The organism is Pseudomonas putida (genome assembly GCF_050990305.1).
In the GTDB taxonomy this organism is placed as follows: Bacteria; Pseudomonadota; Gammaproteobacteria; order Pseudomonadales; family Pseudomonadaceae; genus Aquipseudomonas; species Aquipseudomonas putida_AH.
In genome coordinates, this window is the sequence record NZ_CP158817.1 from 3,556,589 (window position 1) to 3,571,464 (window position 14,876).

15 protein-coding genes are annotated in these 14,876 nt (G+C 61.0%); 6 read left to right on the forward strand and 9 right to left on the reverse strand.

The window, feature by feature from the left end; all coding sequences use genetic code 11:
• Nucleotides 1-107 precede the first annotated feature (107 nt).
• A complete protein-coding gene (locus ABTV22_RS15990; RefSeq protein ID WP_433735474.1) occupies nucleotides 108-1,022 on the reverse strand; it encodes a LysR substrate-binding domain-containing protein in 915 nt (304 codons plus the stop codon).
• A gap of 103 nt (nucleotides 1,023-1,125) precedes the next feature.
• Here ABTV22_RS15990 and ABTV22_RS15995 point away from each other — a divergent pair, with 103 nt between their 5' ends.
• Together ABTV22_RS15995 and ABTV22_RS16000 are read left to right on the forward strand one after the other, a co-directional pair.
• On the forward strand, nucleotides 1,126-2,868 hold the full coding sequence (locus tag ABTV22_RS15995; RefSeq protein WP_433735475.1) for an amidohydrolase: 1,743 nt from the start codon (nucleotides 1,126-1,128) through the stop codon (nucleotides 2,866-2,868).
• Between the two features lie 82 nt (nucleotides 2,869-2,950).
• Complete coding sequence (locus ABTV22_RS16000; RefSeq protein WP_433735476.1) at nucleotides 2,951-3,688, forward strand: TorF family putative porin; 738 nt, start codon at nucleotides 2,951-2,953, stop codon at nucleotides 3,686-3,688.
• Nucleotides 3,689-3,793: 105 nt separating this feature from the next.
• Here ABTV22_RS16000 and ABTV22_RS16005 read toward each other — a convergent pair whose 3' ends face one another.
• The 7 genes from ABTV22_RS16005 to ABTV22_RS16035 all read right to left on the reverse strand — a co-directional run bounded on the left by ABTV22_RS16005 (nucleotide 3,794) and on the right by ABTV22_RS16035 (nucleotide 9,988).
• Nucleotides 3,794-4,069: a DUF971 domain-containing protein gene (locus ABTV22_RS16005; RefSeq protein WP_433735477.1), complete on the reverse strand. Its 276-nt coding sequence runs from the start codon at nucleotides 4,067-4,069 to the stop codon at nucleotides 3,794-3,796.
• A complete protein-coding gene (locus ABTV22_RS16010) occupies nucleotides 4,066-5,028 on the reverse strand; it encodes a HEAT repeat domain-containing protein (RefSeq protein ID WP_433735478.1) in 963 nt (320 codons plus the stop codon). The genes ABTV22_RS16005 and ABTV22_RS16010 overlap by 4 nt, the downstream gene beginning before the upstream one ends.
• A 179-nt stretch (nucleotides 5,029-5,207) precedes the next feature.
• The gene (locus ABTV22_RS16015; RefSeq protein ID WP_008060065.1) at nucleotides 5,208-5,453 is read right to left on the reverse strand and encodes a 4Fe-4S dicluster domain-containing protein; all 246 of its coding nucleotides are present in this window, start codon (nucleotides 5,451-5,453) and stop codon (nucleotides 5,208-5,210) included.
• 25 nt (nucleotides 5,454-5,478) lie between these two features.
• A complete protein-coding gene (locus ABTV22_RS16020) occupies nucleotides 5,479-7,209 on the reverse strand; it encodes a fumarate reductase/succinate dehydrogenase flavoprotein subunit (RefSeq protein ID WP_433735479.1) in 1,731 nt (576 codons plus the stop codon).
• A gap of 2 nt (nucleotides 7,210-7,211) precedes the next feature.
• The gene (locus ABTV22_RS16025; protein WP_433735480.1) at nucleotides 7,212-7,958 is read right to left on the reverse strand and encodes a GntR family transcriptional regulator; all 747 of its coding nucleotides are present in this window, start codon (nucleotides 7,956-7,958) and stop codon (nucleotides 7,212-7,214) included.
• A 168-nt stretch (nucleotides 7,959-8,126) separates the two neighbouring features.
• Nucleotides 8,127-9,095 (reverse strand): Gfo/Idh/MocA family protein, encoded by a 969-nt coding sequence (locus ABTV22_RS16030; protein WP_433735481.1) that lies wholly within the window; start codon nucleotides 9,093-9,095, stop codon nucleotides 8,127-8,129.
• On the reverse strand, nucleotides 9,092-9,988 hold the full coding sequence (locus tag ABTV22_RS16035) for a Dyp-type peroxidase (protein WP_433735482.1): 897 nt from the start codon (nucleotides 9,986-9,988) through the stop codon (nucleotides 9,092-9,094). The genes ABTV22_RS16030 and ABTV22_RS16035 overlap by 4 nt, the downstream gene beginning before the upstream one ends.
• 291 nt (nucleotides 9,989-10,279) lie before the next feature.
• Between ABTV22_RS16035 and ABTV22_RS16040 the strand changes: the two genes are divergently transcribed.
• On the forward strand, nucleotides 10,280-11,905 hold the full coding sequence (locus ABTV22_RS16040) for an NADP-dependent glyceraldehyde-3-phosphate dehydrogenase (RefSeq protein WP_433735483.1): 1,626 nt from the start codon (nucleotides 10,280-10,282) through the stop codon (nucleotides 11,903-11,905).
• 34 nt (nucleotides 11,906-11,939) lie between these two features.
• Nucleotides 11,940-12,980, forward strand: a complete 1,041-nt coding sequence (locus ABTV22_RS16045; RefSeq protein WP_433741416.1) for an FUSC family protein — start codon at nucleotides 11,940-11,942, stop codon at nucleotides 12,978-12,980.
• A gap of 15 nt (nucleotides 12,981-12,995) precedes the next feature.
• On the opposite strand, the gene ABTV22_RS16050 is transcribed toward ABTV22_RS16045, so the two are convergent.
• Complete coding sequence (locus ABTV22_RS16050) at nucleotides 12,996-13,889, reverse strand: DMT family transporter (protein ID WP_433735484.1); 894 nt, start codon at nucleotides 13,887-13,889, stop codon at nucleotides 12,996-12,998.
• A gap of 135 nt (nucleotides 13,890-14,024) precedes the next feature.
• Here ABTV22_RS16050 and ABTV22_RS16055 point away from each other — a divergent pair, with 135 nt between their 5' ends.
• The gene (locus tag ABTV22_RS16055; protein ID WP_433735485.1) at nucleotides 14,025-14,462 is read left to right on the forward strand and encodes an Lrp/AsnC family transcriptional regulator; all 438 of its coding nucleotides are present in this window, start codon (nucleotides 14,025-14,027) and stop codon (nucleotides 14,460-14,462) included.
• A gap of 56 nt (nucleotides 14,463-14,518) precedes the next feature.
• On the forward strand, nucleotides 14,519-14,848 hold the full coding sequence (locus ABTV22_RS16060) for a YceK/YidQ family lipoprotein (RefSeq protein ID WP_433735486.1): 330 nt from the start codon (nucleotides 14,519-14,521) through the stop codon (nucleotides 14,846-14,848).
• The last annotated feature ends 28 nt before the right edge of the window (nucleotides 14,849-14,876 follow it).

Here is a 14,876-nt window from a genome sequence, read left to right on the forward strand (position 1 = left end):
TCGCACTGTGGCGCACACCGCTGTGGGAGCAAAGCTTGCTCGCGATGGCGGTGCGTCAGACACACCAATATTGATTGTGCAAACGCAATCGCGAGCAAGCTTTGCTCCTACAGGGCGGGGGATGCCAGAAACCCTGCGATGTAATCGATAAACGCCAGCACCTTGGCCGTGGCCCGTCGATGGCTGGGGTACACCGCCAGGATGTGCGGGCCAAAGGAGTCCGGGTCGATGTCGTAGTCAGCCATCACCCGCACCAGTCGCCCGTCCGCCAGATACGGCGCGGCACTCCACAAGGGGGTGTGCAGCAACCCGCGACCGGCCAGGGCGTTGGCCAGCAACAAATCGTAGTTGTCGCTGCACAAACGTGGCGACCGGGGTTGCGGCACGCTCAAGCGTTGGCCGTCGCGCTCGGCCCACCAGAATTCGCGGCTGAGCAACGGATGGCGATACAGCAACCATTCGTGCTCATCGAGGGTCTGCGGAGTGACCGCCAGCCCCTTGCGCGCCAGGTACTCAGGGCTTGCGCACAGCGCCAGGCGGTTGCTGCCGACCACACGGGCGATCAACCCCGGCAAATCGTCATGGCCTTCACGCAAGGCCAGGTCGTAGCCGCTTTCCAGCAGATTGACGAAGTCGTCACACAGGTCCACCTGCAGGTTGATCTGCGGGAATTGCTCAAGAAAACCACCACACACCCGGTCGAGAAAAGCCTGCCCATAGGCCAGCGGCGCGGTGATTTTCAGACTGCCGCGCAGGCCATGTTGCAACTGCTCGATTTCCTCACCAGCCTCGTCCAATCGCTGCAACACCTGACGCGCGGTGTCCAGATAAAGTCGCCCGGATTCCGTCAACAAGATCCGTCGGGTGCTGCGCTCGAACAGCCGCGCGCCAAGCTCAGCCTCCAGGTGATTGACCGCTTTGGTCAGGGCCGACGGGGTCTTGCCCAATTGCTCGGCGGCGCGACTGAAGCTGCCCAGTTGCGCCGTGACCACGAACATCTTCAGTGCACCCAACTTGTCCATATTTTTTCCATTCAGGCAAAAACGTTTTTCGTGGGTGAGGCGTTCTGCGGGCCGCGACAAGCCACTACTCTGGCCATCAGACGCAATAACAAGGAAACATTCAATGAAAAGATTCATCCCGAATCTCTTGATGGTCGCTGTGAGTTTTGCCTCATTGGAAGCCATGGCGGCCACGGACCTGGTGTTGTTCAACGGCAAGATATTCACCGCCGACCGTACTCAGCCCAAGGTCGAGGCCTTGGCGATCAAGGACGGCAAAGTGCTGCAAGTGGGCAGCAATGCGCAGATCAAGGCCTTGATCGAGGCGGACACCCGCGTCATCGATTTGGGTGGCAAGACGCTCATGCCCGGCCTGATCGATAGCCACTCCCATGCGATTTTCGGTGGCCTGGAAATGGTCGCGGCCAATATGGAAGACGAGGTGGTCGAACTCAATGAGCTGGAAAAGCGGCTGCGCGCATGGCGTGACGACGGCAAGGCCAAGCACGGTGATGTACTGACCGTGGCCGGCATGAGTTCAGGTTACTGGGCCCAGGCAGAAGCCTTGGGCAAGACATTCAACAAGGGTGAATGGGCCGATGTGCCCGTGGTGCTGACCGGCAGCGATCATCACACCGCGTGGGCCAATAACGTGATGCTCAAGCGTGCAGGCATTGACGCCGCACTGCTAAAAAGCCTGCCGGATGCCGAGAAAGACACCATCGGAACACTCGCCGATGGCACCCCTAACGGCTTTGTCGTGGACGCCGGTTGGGACCGGGTAGCCTCGAAAATCCCCACCCCCACGTCTGCCGACATGCTCAAAGCCGCGCAGAGTGCCGTGAAATTCAACAACAGCCTCGGCATCACTGCGTGGATGGACCCGGCTGCCAACGCCGCGCCCGGCGAACCGCTGTTCGCCCTCAAGCCCACGGAGAAAACCGTCGGTGTGCTACCGGCGTACAAGGCGCTGTCGCAAAGCGGCGGCATGACCGCCCACGTTGCCGCGCTGTTGGTGGCCAATCCGAAAAGCGTGCCGGCCGATCTCGATACCCTCGACAAGGTCCGCCAGCAGTTTCAGGACGTCCCCAACCTGACCCTGCCGGGCGTCAAGATCTTCGCTGATGGGGTGATCGAATACCCGGCGCAGAGCGCGGCGATGATCGACCCTTACAACAATTCGCACAAACAGGGCGAACTGTTGATCGATCCCAAGCATTTCGGCGAACTGGTCAGCGCCATCGATCAACGGGGTTGGCTGGTGCATATTCACGCCATCGGTGACCGGGCGGTGCGCGAGTCCCTGAATGGTATCGAACAGGCGCGCAAGGATCGCCAGAGCGGCGTGACCCACTCCATCACCCATTTGCAAATGGTCAACCCGAAGGAGTTCGCCCGCTTCAAACCGCTGAATGTCATCGCCTCGATGCAACTGCTATGGGCGAGCGCCGACGACTACACCACGGACATGATCAAGCCTTATGTGAGCGCCGCAGCCTTCCGCTATCAATACCCGGCGCACTCGTTGCTCAAGCAAGGCGCGACCATCGCCGGCGCCAGCGACTGGCCGGTGTCTTCGCCCAATCCATTCAACGCCATGGCCCAGGCCATCACCCGTGAAGGTCCGCTGGGTGTGCTCAATGCCGATGAGCGTCTGGACCGCGAAACCATGTTCTACGCCTACACCCTCAATGCGGCCCGGACCATCGGCCTGGACAAGCAGATCGGCTCGCTGAGCGCCGGCAAGCAAGCGGACTTCATCGTGGTCGATCGCGATGTGTTCAGCGTCGACAACAAAGCCCTGCACGATACCCAAGTGCTGCAAACCTGGTTCGCCGGTCGCCAGGTTTACGCACCCACCCTCTAGCAACACTGTTTTCCCTGTGGGAGTCAGCCGGCTCCCACAGGTTTCCTCGCGCCCCAAAACAATCACAATAACGGGACTTCACATGAAAGCCTTGACCCTGTTCGCCCTCGGTTCCTTGAGCCTGCTGCCCTTGAGCAGCCAGGCCGTGCCCCTGAGCGATGACTTCTCCCTGCTGCTGGACGTGACCCTGGCCAGCGACTACCGCAGCCGCGGGATCTCGCAGACCCAGAACGATCCCGCCGTGCAGGCCGGTGCCACCCTCACCCACAGCAGCGGCCTGTACCTGGGCGTCTGGAGTTCCAACGTCGATTTTGGCGGCGGCCTGAAAACCCGTCAGGAAATCGACTACTACGGCGGTTGGCTATGGCAGGCCACTGAAGAGGTCAGCCTGGATCTCGGCTACCTCAAATACAGTTACCCGAAAGAAAGCCAGTTCAACCAGAGCGAGGTCTACGGCATTCTCAGCGTCTATGGGGTGAAGCTTGGGGCCTATTACTCCGACGATGCACCGGGCATCGACAGTAAGCAGAACTCGCTCTACAGCTACGTTGGTTACGAAACCCAATTACCCTGGGACATCGGCCTGCAAACGCACTATGGCCTGATGGACTTCAAGGACCCGCACCTGTATTCGCGTTCGGGCCAGGCCGAGGACTCGTACCGCGAGTGGGAGGTCAAGCTGACCCACGAACTGGCCGGTGTGATGCTGGGGTTGAGCTACATCGATACCGATTTGTCGAAGAGCCAGTGCGCGAGTAACTGGGGCTTCGATGACGTCTGCAGCGCGACCGTGGTGGCGAGCGTCAGCAAGTCCTTCTAACCACCCCGGTCCCCTGTAGGAGCTGCCGCAGGCTGCGATCTTTTGATCTTGATCTTTAAAATCAACGTCAAAAGATCGCAGCCTGCGGCAGCTCCTACACGGGGTTCATGTCAGACCAGAGAGGTACGCCCACGGGTAGATCCCGCGTTCGTGGCCGTCGCTGAAGGTCAATTGCAGGCCGTAGCCTTGTGAACTCAATTCGATCACCCGAACCCGCTCATCCACCCTCGGCGCCATCCCCCGCAACCGAAACGCCCGACACTGCGAACACGGGCACTGCCGCCGCAACTCGGCATGCCCCAGCACCTGCTCGCGGCCATCCGGCCATTGCAGGCGCAGTTGCCGTTGGCTGCGGGAATTGCCCACCGCCACCGGGTTCATTGCAGTTGACTCAGGGCGATGCGAACGGCCTTGCGCACTTCCGGGTCGCCGTCGTCCTGTGCGGCCAGCAACGGCGCGATGGCACCTTTGTCGTTCAACTCCCCAAGGGCCAGCGCGGTTTCCTTGCGCAGGTTGCTGATGCGATGAGCGAGTGCCTCGATCAACGGTTCGAGGGCCGGCGTGAAGCGCAGGCGACCGAGGCTGCGGGTGGCGCGCAGGCGCACTTGCCAGTAGTCGTCGCTCAGGGCGTCGATCAAGGCCGGACCTGCATCAGCGTGGCCGACCTTGCCCAGCGTAGTGGCGGCTTCCTCGCGCACTTGCCAGGCCTGATCGCGCAAGGCGTGGCGCAACGCCGGCAGCACCTGTGCATCAGAGGCCAGGCCCAAGGCCCCGGTCGCGGCACGACGGACCTCGGTGTCAGGGTCATCGCTGGCCAATCCGGCCAAGGCCGGCAAGGCATCAAGTTGCTTGAGCCAGCCCAGCACGCCGACCGCTTCACGCCGCACGTTGGCATCCTTGTCGCCCAGTGCCAACAACGCGGCCGGCGCCGCCTCGGCAAAACGCAGCTCGCGCAAGGCCCTGAAGGCTGCGATACGCACGCCGGTGTCGGCATGCCCGGTCCACGGCAGAATCACCCTCCCCGCCGCTTCACTTTTGAGCAGGCTGAGACTTTGCGCGGCGGCGGCTCGCACCGTTTCAGCAGGATCGGTCAGGGCCTGGCACAGCGCGTCCACCACTGGCGTGTCCTCCCAGGCTTCCAGCAACCGCGCGGCTTCGGCGCGGACCTCTTCGTTCGGATCTTCGGCCAGTCGATTGACCAGCCACAGCAGGCCGTCGGGCTCTTCCAGGTCGGCCAGTTCGATCAGGGCAATGCGGCGCACGCCGGCATCCTCATCGGTCAGGCGCGGTTGCAGGGCGAGAATGTCATCGTTATCGGTTACATCGAATAGAGAGGTCATAGGGCAAATCGCGGCAGTTGGTTTTGGGAAGTCCGTGTACACAATATTTGCGGCTGACCTCGACCCACCGTAGGAGCCGGCTTGCTGGCGATGCTGGCGATGCTGGCGATGATGTGTCAGCTAAAAAGATGTCGACTGACACACCTTCGCCAGCAAGCCGGCTCCTACGGGGCGGTGTTTCAGCGCAGCAGGTACGGGATGTCGACTTTCACCGCCCCCGTCGGGCAGTCCTTTTCACAGGGCATGCAGTACCAGCATTCATCGAACGCCATGTAGGCCTTTTGCGTGGCCGGGTTGATCGCCAGCAGGTCCATCGGGCAGACGTCGACGCACACGGTGCAGCCTTTGTGGGCGATGCAAAGATCCTCGTCGACCGTGACCGGCGCGTTGGAGCGAAAGAAAATTTCCTGAGGTTGATAAGCCATTTCGCAGTCTCTCCGTGGGTAAGGCTCAGGCCGCAAAGGCGCCGACACGCAGTCGGTCGTAGGCCTGCATTTCTTCGGCATCCAGCGGGATGATGTAAGGCTCGACGGCTTTCTTGAAGCTGGTCATCGAACCGCTTTCGTCCTTCTTCAAGTGGCAATGGCAGAACCAGTCGCTGTCGTTGCGCTGTGGATGGTCGACGCGATAGTGGTACAGCCCCCAGCGGCTTTCGGCGCGGAACAACGAAGCGCGGGCGGCCATTTCCGCGCAGTCGCGGATCATGCTGACTTCCATGGCGCGCATCAGTTCGTGGGCGTTGTGGGCCTTGATCTGATCGAGATCGCGCTGGATGTCGCTGAAGCGTTGCAGGCCGATCTGCATCTTCTTCGTCACTTTCGGCGGTTGCAGGTAGTCGTTGACGAAGCGCCGCAACTTGTACTCGACCTGGGCCGGTGGCAGGCCGTGTTCGCGATCAAGTGGTGCATAAACCCGTTGTTTTTCGATTTCGATCTGCCCGGCGTCCAACGCTGAGAACTCGCGATCAGCGACAAAATCCGCCGCATTGGTCCCGGCAAACCAGCCGTAGGTGAACGCGCCGAGCATGTAGTTGTGCGGCACCGCCGCCATGTCACCCGCCGAGTACAAACCCTTGACCGAGGTCTCGGCCTTCTCGTTGACCCACACTCCGGACGCCGAATGCCCGCTGCAAAAACCGATTTCCGAGATGTGCATCTCGACCATCTGCGTGCGGTAGTCGGTGCCGCGATTGGCGTGGAACTGGCCGCGACTGGGGCGTTCGTTGCTGTGCAGGATCTCTTCGATGTTCTGGATGGTTTCCTCGGCCAGGTGATCGAGCTTGAGGAACACCGGGCCGTTGCCGCTTTCCAGTTCCTGGTGGAACTCCCACATCATCTGCCCGCTCCAGTAGTCGCACTCAATGAAGCGTTCACCCTTGTTGTTGGCGGTGTAGCCGCCCAGGGGACCGGTGACGTAGGCGCAGGCCGGGCCGTTGTAATCCTTGATCAGTGGGTTGATCTGGAAGCATTCCAGGTTCGCCAGCTCAGCGCCGGCGTGATAGGCCATGGCATAACCGTCGCCGGCGTTGGTCGGGTTTTCGTAGGTGCCCATCAGATAACCCGAGGACGGCAAGCCCAGGCGCCCGGCGGCACCGCAGGCGAGGATCACCGCCTTGGCCTTGATCACATGGAAGTCGGCGGTGCGGCAATCGAAGCCCATCACGCCGTTGACCGCGCCCTCCTCGTCCTTGAGCAAACGGGTGCAGACCAGGCGATTGGTAATGCTGACCCGCGCCCGCTTCAGCTGACGGTACAGGACCTTCTTGATGTCGTGGCCTTCGGGCATCGGCAGCACATAGGCGCCCATGTGGTGGACCTTTTTCACCGCGTAGTCGCCGGTTTCATCCTTCTCGAATTTGACGCCCCAGCGATCCAGTTGCTCGATGGTTTCGAAGCTGTGGGTGGCGTAGGCATACACCGCGGCCTGATTGACGATGCCGTCGTTGGCGATGGTGATTTCCTTGGTGTACTGCTCGGGCGTGGAGTGGCCGGGGATGATCGCGTTGTTCAGGCCGTCCATGCCCATGCTGATCGCGCCGCTGCGCTTGACGTTGGCCTTGTCGATCAACAACACCCGCAAGTCACGGTTCTTTTCCTTGGCCTTGATCGCCGCCATGGGCCCGGCGGTACCGCCGCCGATGATGACGATGTCGTATTCCTGTTCAACGGTGTTGCGCGTCATGGTCATACCCCTTTTTGCCGGTCGATCCGCAGGCGGCACTGGAAGGCATCGCCACGGTAGTAGAGGTGTTCGAAATCCAGCGGCCGGCCGGCGGCGTCGTGGGTCAGACGCTCGATGCGCATGATCGGCGAACCGGCTTCGACGTTCAGCGCCTGGGTCAGGTCGCTGTCGGCCAGCACTGCATCGATGGCCAAGTCGGCGTGTCCGAGGGCCAGGCCGCAGTCGTTTTCCAGGATCAGGAAAATGTCGCGAGTGACCAAGTCGGCCTTCTCCAGACGCTCGCCGATGGCTTTGGGCAGGTAAGTGATTTCCAGCGAGATCGGCTCACGATTGATCAAACGCACCCGTTTGATCTGCGCCACGGTCTCGCCTTCGGCGACCTGCAAACGCTCGGCGACCAACTTATCGGCGGTGATGAACTTGAAACTGCGCAGGCGGTTGATCACCTCGTAGCCACGACCGGTCATGGACTCTGCCAGGCCTTGCAGGGTGCTGACGTTCTGGAATGTCTTGGGCTTGGCGACAAAGGTGCCCTTGCCGTGGATCTTGAAGATCAACCCTTCCTTCTGCAGATCGCCCAGGGCCTGGCGCACGGTGATGCGGCTGACCTTGAACAATGTGCCGAGCTCGCTTTCGGAAGGCATCTGGCTGTCTTGCGGGTACTCGCCGTCGAGGATGCGGGCGCGCAACACGTCGCGTAGCTGGGTGTGCAGCGGAACGCTGCCAAGGGAAAGAACGTTATCGGTCATCTGGGATCACTTGTTATAACGAGTTATGACGTGATCTTAAAGTTCTAAGGACTGACTGGAGAAATATTGTTTGGGCATAAGGTTAAGCAGAATCAAAAGATCGCAGCCTTCGGCAGCTCCTACATTGGAACGCGATCCCCTGTAGGAGCTGCCGAAGGCTGCGATCTTTTAATGACGCTTGAGGATTTGGTCCATCACCCAATCGGTTTTCAGCGCCTCTTGTGCCACCGCCGGATGCTGCGCTTGACCACGAATATGAGCATTCATGCCCAATACGTGATGCCATTGGATGTGCTCATGATGGGCAATGGTCAAGTCGAGGTGCTCATCGGCATGCAACACAATCGGATGCTCGTCGAACACCGAAAAGCTAATCCGCCCCCGACTGCCTATCACCTCGACCCGATCCTCCCGGCGATCAGCGACAAAGTTCCAGCACCCCATGCCCAGCGCCCCGTTGGCAAACCGCCAACTGGCGCTGACGGCGTCTTCAGCGGCGTACAGGCCGGCCTGCCGCGCGGTGAATCCGGCGACCTCGACGATGTCTCCGAGCAAGTACTGAAACAAGTCGAAGCCATGGCTGGCGAGGTCGGCGAAGTAACCGCCACCGGCAATTGTCGGGTCGGTACGCCAGTTATTCGTACCACTCAGATCGGCTGTAGACGGGGCTTTGGTCAACGTCCAGCTCAGCTGTCGGACGTCGCCAATCCGCCCTTCTTCCAGCCACTGACGCACTTGCCGGAAGCGTGGCAGCGAACGCCGGTAATAGGACACGAACAAGTGCAGCCCGGCATCGGCAAAAGCCTTTTGCATCTCACGGCTTTGCCCGGCGTTCAGCGACATCGGCTTTTCGACGCAGCAATGCTTGCCGGCGGCAGCCACCTTCAAGGCGTACGCGTGATGACTGTCGGGTGGCGTGGCGATGTACACCGCGTCGATCTCGGGATCGTTGATCAAAGCATCGGCATCGGTGTAGACCCTGGTGATGCCATGGCGCGCGGCATAATCGCTGACCGCTTCCAGGCGTCGCCCCATCACGGCGACCAGCGCCGAGCCAGGCGCCTTGTAGAAGGCCGGCCCGCTCTTGCGCTCGGTCACGCTGCCGCAACCGATCATGCCCCAGCGCACCACGCTCATGCGGCGATGCCGATGCTCAAGGCACGCAGATCCAGGCGGCCATCCTTCAGCGGCGGGCACCAGTAGTAGCCACCGGTGATCGGCCGACTGATCTTGTACAGACCATCGGTGATGCCGTCTTCCAGACCGCTCATGCGCCGCAACTGGACTTCGAAAGCATCGAGGGAGAAGCCAAAGGCGAGGAACATCAGGCCGGCGCGGTCGTCTTCGATCCAGGGCATCGAACGACGGACGATGAAGGCTTCAGGTGCGAAGCTTTCCTGGGCGGTGCGCTTGACGTGGGCGGAGATCGGCGCGTCATCGAGCTCTTCGTTGTCGCTCAGGCGCCGGCCCATGATGTCGTCGGTTTCATGGGACGGCATGGCGTGGAAGCGCTTGAGGTCATGTTGCCATTGCTGGATCGCGGCGAAGCTGCCGCCGACCATACCTTCGCCGCCCTCGGCCACCAGTGCCGCAGCCGCCGCGGCTTCATCACGTGGGTTCTCGGTGCCATCTTCGTAGCCGGTCAGGTCATGGCCGTCGCGGTGGCGGAAGCCCTCGGTGACCTCGACCAGACGCAGGGCCGGTGCCAGTGCGGCGGCCAACGCATGGCTACGATTGAGCAACTCGCCACGGTCGGTACCGTGCAGCCAGCACCACAGCGCGTGTTGCGTCGATGGGTTATCCACGCCGACGCCGGTCAGCGCCGGGAAAGTGCGCAGTCCCTCGATGTTGGCGCCCAGGGCCTTGACCAGGGATTCACCGAAACCTGCCACCGCCGACTTGCCGTCCACTTGTTGCGTCAACTTGTCGAGCGCGGCTGGAAGATCGGCAGCGGATTCCAGGGCGAAGAACAGGTGGCGGGCGTGCGGCGGAACCGGGGTGGCGAGAATGCCTGGCTGGTAGTGACTCATGTGAACTCCTTCAGAAAGAACACGAAGTTTAACTCCGGCATCGGCGCTTGTGTGCGGCGAGGTCAAAGATTGCGGTCTACGCTTGAGACACAAGATCCAGACCCTCAACCCCTCTATTCTGCCGATTGGCGCCGCAAACCCACTGTAGGAGCGAGCATGCTCGCGAAAAACGCCCAAGCGCCGCGGGGTGCCTGATAGCCCGCGTTATCGTTCACGACCATCGCGAGCATGCTCGCTCCTACAGGGTGCGGCGGCATAGTTCGCGGGTGACATTTCATACGGGGTAACGACATGAGCACAGCAGACTTCCTTGGCGACCTGTTTCCCGAGGCCGGCAGCATTCCGGAGAAATACCGCCTCGACGGCCAGGTCGAGCAACGTGAATACCTGGTCGACGGTGTCTTGAAAGCCTGGCCGGGGGCCCTCGCCACGGTGCGTAGTCCGGTGTACCTGAAGGGCGCGAGCGGTGATGAGCAGGTGATCCTGGGCAGCACGCCGCTGCTGGATGCCGACACCGCATTGACCGCCCTCGACGCGGCCGTGCGCGCCTATGACAGAGGCCAAGGCTTGTGGCCAACCATGCGCGTGGCCGAGCGCATTTATCATGTCGAAACCTTCCTCAAGCACATGCGCCAGCAGCGTGAAGCGGTGGTCAAGCTGCTGATGTGGGAGATCGGCAAGAACCTCAAGGATTCGGAAAAAGAATTCGACCGCACCTGCGATTACATCGTCGACACCATCGAGGCACTGAAGGAACTTGACCGCCGCTCCAGCCGCTTCGAACTGGAGCAGGACACCCTCGGCCAGATCCGCCGCGTACCAATGGGCGTGGCCTTATGCATGGGCCCCTACAACTACCCGTTGAATGAAACCTTCACCACGTTGATTCCGGCGTTGATCATGGGCAACACCGTGGTGTTCAAACCGGCCAAGCTTGGCGTGCTGTTGATTCGTCCGCTGTTGGAGGCCTTCCGCGACAGCTTCCCGGCCGGGGTGATCAACGTGATCTACGGCAGCGGTCGCGAAACCGTCAGCGCACTGATGGCCAGCGGCAAGGTCGATATCTTTGCGTTCATCGGCACCAACAAGGCCGCCAGCGACTTGAAAAAACTGCACCCTCGCCCCCACCGCTTGCGCGCGGCGCTGGGCCTGGACGCGAAGAACCCCGGCATCGTCCTGCCGGAGGTGGATCTGGATAACGCCGTCACCGAAGCGCTCACCGGCTCCCTGTCGTTCAATGGCCAACGTTGCACCGCGCTGAAGATCCTGTTTGTCCACGAGGACGTGGTCGACGCCTTCATCGAGAAATTCAACGCCAAACTGGCCACCCTCAAGCCCGGCATGCCCTGGGACAGCGGCGTGGCCCTGACACCCCTGCCGGAATCGGGCAAGGTCGATTACCTGCACGCGCTGGTGGCCGATGCCGTCAACAAAGGCGCGAAGGTGGTCAACCCCAATGGGGGCGAGGCTCGCGCATCATTTTTCTACCCGGCTGTGCTGTACCCGGTGACGCCGCAAATGCGCGTTTACCAGGAAGAACAATTCGGTCCGGTGGTGCCGATCGTGCCGTACCGTCATCTGGATACGGTGATCGATTACGTCCTGGAGTCGGATTTCGGCCAGCAATTAAGCATCTTCGGCACCAACCCGGTGGCCGTCGGCCGCCTGGTGGACACCTTCGCCAACCAGGTCGGTCGCATCAACCTCAACGCACAGTGCCAGCGCGGCCCGGACACCTACCCGTTCAATGGCCGCAAGAATTCGGCCGAAGGCACCCTGTCGGTACATGACGCCTTGCGGGTGTTTTCGATCCGCACGTTGGTGGCGACCAAGTTCCAGGAGACCAACAAAGACCTGATCAGCGAGATCATCAGCGGGCGCAGTTCGAGCTTTTTGACCACCGATTACATCTTCTGAGGAGAACGGCCTGAGCACCCATCAATTGCCGCCGCTGCTGCGGCGGATATTGCGTCCACTGTTGGACCCGTACGAGCGCTATCGCCACGCTCGAGTGATTCACGCGGTGCGCGTATCACTGGGGTTGTTGGCGACCATCCTGCTGACCACCGGCATCCATCTGCCCCATGGCGAATGGGCGTCGGTGACGATGCTGGTGGTGATCGGCGGGTTACAGCACCACGGCAATATCGGCAAAAAAGCTGCTGAACGGGCGATCGGCACCCTGGTCGGCGCAGCCATCGGTCTGGTGCTGGTGGTGCAACAGGCCTGGCTCGGCATGCCGTGGCTGACTTACTTCGCCATGGCGGTGATTTGCGGGTTCTTCTCGTATCACGCCATTGGCAAAGGTGGCTACACCGCATTGCTGGCCGCCATCACCGTGTTCATCGTCGCGGGGCATGGCGACAACCCAGTCACCGATGGCTTGTGGCGCGGGGTGGACATCCTGATTGGTATTGCGCTGGCTTTGGCCTTTTCCTTCGCCCTGCCGCTCTATGCCGTCTATTCCTGGCGCTACAACCTGGCCGACGCCTTGCGCGACTGTGCAAAGGTCTATGGGCGGATTATCGACGGTCAGCCGGTCTCTGCCGACGAGCACCTCCAGTTGATGAGTCGCCTCAACGCGGTGATGGTGCAACTGCGTTCCTTGATGCCCTCGGTATCCAAGGAGGTGAAGATTTCGATGACCGAACTCGATGCTATCCAGCGCCATCTGCGCCTGTGTGTCAGCACCCTGGAGATTTTGGGCAATACCCGACCGGATACCAGTGATCCTGACGCCTTGGCTAACCTGCGGTCGGCATTGAAGGCAGAACACCGCCTGATTCGCGTGCAATTGCTCGGCATGGCGCGGGCCCTGAAATCCGGCGGTACCCAGCGGCTGAGTCGGCCGCTGGCGTCACCGGTTGTGAGCCTCGATGCACCGGTCTACAACGTGCTGGATGGTTATCGCTTATTGACTCAACAGCTGGCTGGCAACATTGGCGAGATGCGCCAGCGGCTGGCCAACACCGCGCCGCGCTGGAACATCTGACAACCTCTACCCGGATTACGGTGTCACGGCCCGTCGAAACTTCAGGCTCCACCCTTGTTGCATGCCCGCAGCTGCCAGCAGAATCGCGGCTACCCCAATCCATTGCAGCAGCTCCAGGCGATGGCCGAAGGCGAGCCAGTCGACGAAAATCGCCGCAATCGGATAGATGAACGACAGTGCGCCGGTCAACGCCGTAGGCAGTTTTTGGATCGCGCCATACAACAGTACATACATGACGCCGGTGTGCACGATACCCAGTGTGACCAGGCTGGCCCAGGCGCTTGGCGCCTGCGGCAGCGCGGAGAAGTGCGCGAACGGTGCGAGCAGCAGCACGCCGGTGCTGACCTGAATCAGCGCAATCAGATGCGGCGGCGTACCGGTCAGGCGCTTGATGATCAACGCGGCAATGGCGTAAAGGAACGCAGCGCCCAGCGCCAGTACGATGCCGATCAAGTACTGATTGCCGCTCTCGCCCTGCCCGCCATGGGCGCTGACAATCGCCAGCATTCCAAGGAACGAAACACCGAGCCACGCCAGTTTCTGCAAGGTGATTTTCTCATTGAGGAACATCGCGGCCAGCCCCACCAACATGAAGGGCTGCACGTTATAGACGGCCGTGCCGATGGCAATCGATGCGCGGGAGTAAGACGCGAACAGCAGCACCCAGTTACCGACAATCGCCACGCCGCTGAGTACGGCCAACAGAAACGTGGTACGGGTCAGAATGCCGGGGCGCAGAAAGCCGAATGCCGCGCAAATCAGCAGTAACGTGCCGGCACCGAACAGGCAGCGCCAGAACACCACGTCCAGCACCGGTTGCCCGGACACCAGCACAAACCAGCCGATGGTCCCGGAGATCAGCATGGCGGCGGTCATTTCGAACGAGCCGCGGCGTATTGTCTTATCCATCTTCAGACTCCTCTGTGAGTGGGCAAAGTATGCCAATCCCCGGAGGCGCTTCTCCAGCGCTTAAATCAGGCTAAACTCGTGATCTGCCTTCTTTATCAAGGCATTTTTGAGTAACTGCCTAATAGAGGTTTTGCCATGACCGATGACATCGACCAAGTGCTGATCAGCGCCTTGATGGAGGACTCGCGGCGTTCCCTCAAGGCCCTGGCCAACCTTACCGGGCTGTCCTCACCCAGCGTTGCCGAGCGCCTGCGCCGCCTTGAGGAGCGTGGCGTGCTCAAGGGCTACACCGTTGAAATCGACCCGAAATGCTTCGGCTATCAACTGCAGGCCATCGTGCGCATTCGCCCGCTGCCAGGCCAGTTGCAAGAAGTGGAACGGCAAATCATGGCCATCCCCGAGTTCACCGAGTGCGACAAGGTCACCGGCGATGACTGCTTCATCGCGCGCCTGCACGTACGCTCAATGGAACAACTGGATACCCTGCTCGACCGCCTCAACACCCACGCTGAAACCAATACAGCGATCGTCAAGAAAACCCCGGTCAAACGCCGTTTGCCGCCGATGACGTGAATGAAGCGCCTTCCCGATGGCGTAAACTGGCGGTTTTCCAGCTAAGGATGGGCGGTATGAAAAATCGGTTCATGATGGTGATGGCGCTGATGCTCGCAGGATGCGGCACGGTCCAGACAGTGATGCGCGCAGACGAAGTCGCCACCAAAAGCCTCAAGGAGCGCAAGAGTTACTGTGGCGCAATTCCCCGAATCTACAGCGGGGTGACGTACGATTTCTGCTACCTGAATGCACCGTTGGAAAAAGGACGGGACGCTCAGGTCCATGACAGCGCGCCAGCCATCGTGCTGATCGATGTGGTCCTTTCCGGCGCGCTCGACACATTGCTGCTGCCCTATACCGTCTACCGGCAGCAAGCCGATGGAAGCATCATCGTTACCGAGTGACCCTGAAATCCAGACATGAAAAAACCCG

What these genes read in the sequence shown, in the direction of transcription:
- ABTV22_RS16055 (WP_433735485.1), top strand. Translation starts at nt 14,025, where the DNA reads ATGACCGATGACATCGACCAAGTGCTGATCAGCGCCTTGATGGAGGAC.
- ABTV22_RS16050 (WP_433735484.1), bottom strand. Translation starts at nt 13,889, where the DNA reads ATGGATAAGACAATACGCCGCGGCTCGTTCGAAATGACCGCCGCCATG.
- ABTV22_RS16010 (WP_433735478.1), bottom strand. Translation starts at nt 5,028, where the DNA reads ATGACCTCTCTATTCGATGTAACCGATAACGATGACATTCTCGCCCTG.
- ABTV22_RS15990 (WP_433735474.1), bottom strand. Translation starts at nt 1,022, where the DNA reads ATGGACAAGTTGGGTGCACTGAAGATGTTCGTGGTCACGGCGCAACTG.
- ABTV22_RS16060 (WP_433735486.1), top strand. Translation starts at nt 14,519, where the DNA reads ATGAAAAATCGGTTCATGATGGTGATGGCGCTGATGCTCGCAGGATGC.
- ABTV22_RS16020 (WP_433735479.1), bottom strand. Translation starts at nt 7,209, where the DNA reads ATGACGCGCAACACCGTTGAACAGGAATACGACATCGTCATCATCGGC.
- ABTV22_RS16025 (WP_433735480.1), bottom strand. Translation starts at nt 7,958, where the DNA reads ATGACCGATAACGTTCTTTCCCTTGGCAGCGTTCCGCTGCACACCCAG.
- ABTV22_RS16015 (WP_008060065.1), bottom strand. Translation starts at nt 5,453, where the DNA reads ATGGCTTATCAACCTCAGGAAATTTTCTTTCGCTCCAACGCGCCGGTC.
- ABTV22_RS16035 (WP_433735482.1), bottom strand. Translation starts at nt 9,988, where the DNA reads ATGAGTCACTACCAGCCAGGCATTCTCGCCACCCCGGTTCCGCCGCAC.
- ABTV22_RS16030 (WP_433735481.1), bottom strand. Translation starts at nt 9,095, where the DNA reads ATGAGCGTGGTGCGCTGGGGCATGATCGGTTGCGGCAGCGTGACCGAG.
- ABTV22_RS16040 (WP_433735483.1), top strand. Translation starts at nt 10,280, where the DNA reads ATGAGCACAGCAGACTTCCTTGGCGACCTGTTTCCCGAGGCCGGCAGC.
- ABTV22_RS15995 (WP_433735475.1), top strand. Translation starts at nt 1,126, where the DNA reads ATGAAAAGATTCATCCCGAATCTCTTGATGGTCGCTGTGAGTTTTGCC.
- ABTV22_RS16005 (WP_433735477.1), bottom strand. Translation starts at nt 4,069, where the DNA reads ATGAACCCGGTGGCGGTGGGCAATTCCCGCAGCCAACGGCAACTGCGC.
- ABTV22_RS16000 (WP_433735476.1), top strand. Translation starts at nt 2,951, where the DNA reads ATGAAAGCCTTGACCCTGTTCGCCCTCGGTTCCTTGAGCCTGCTGCCC.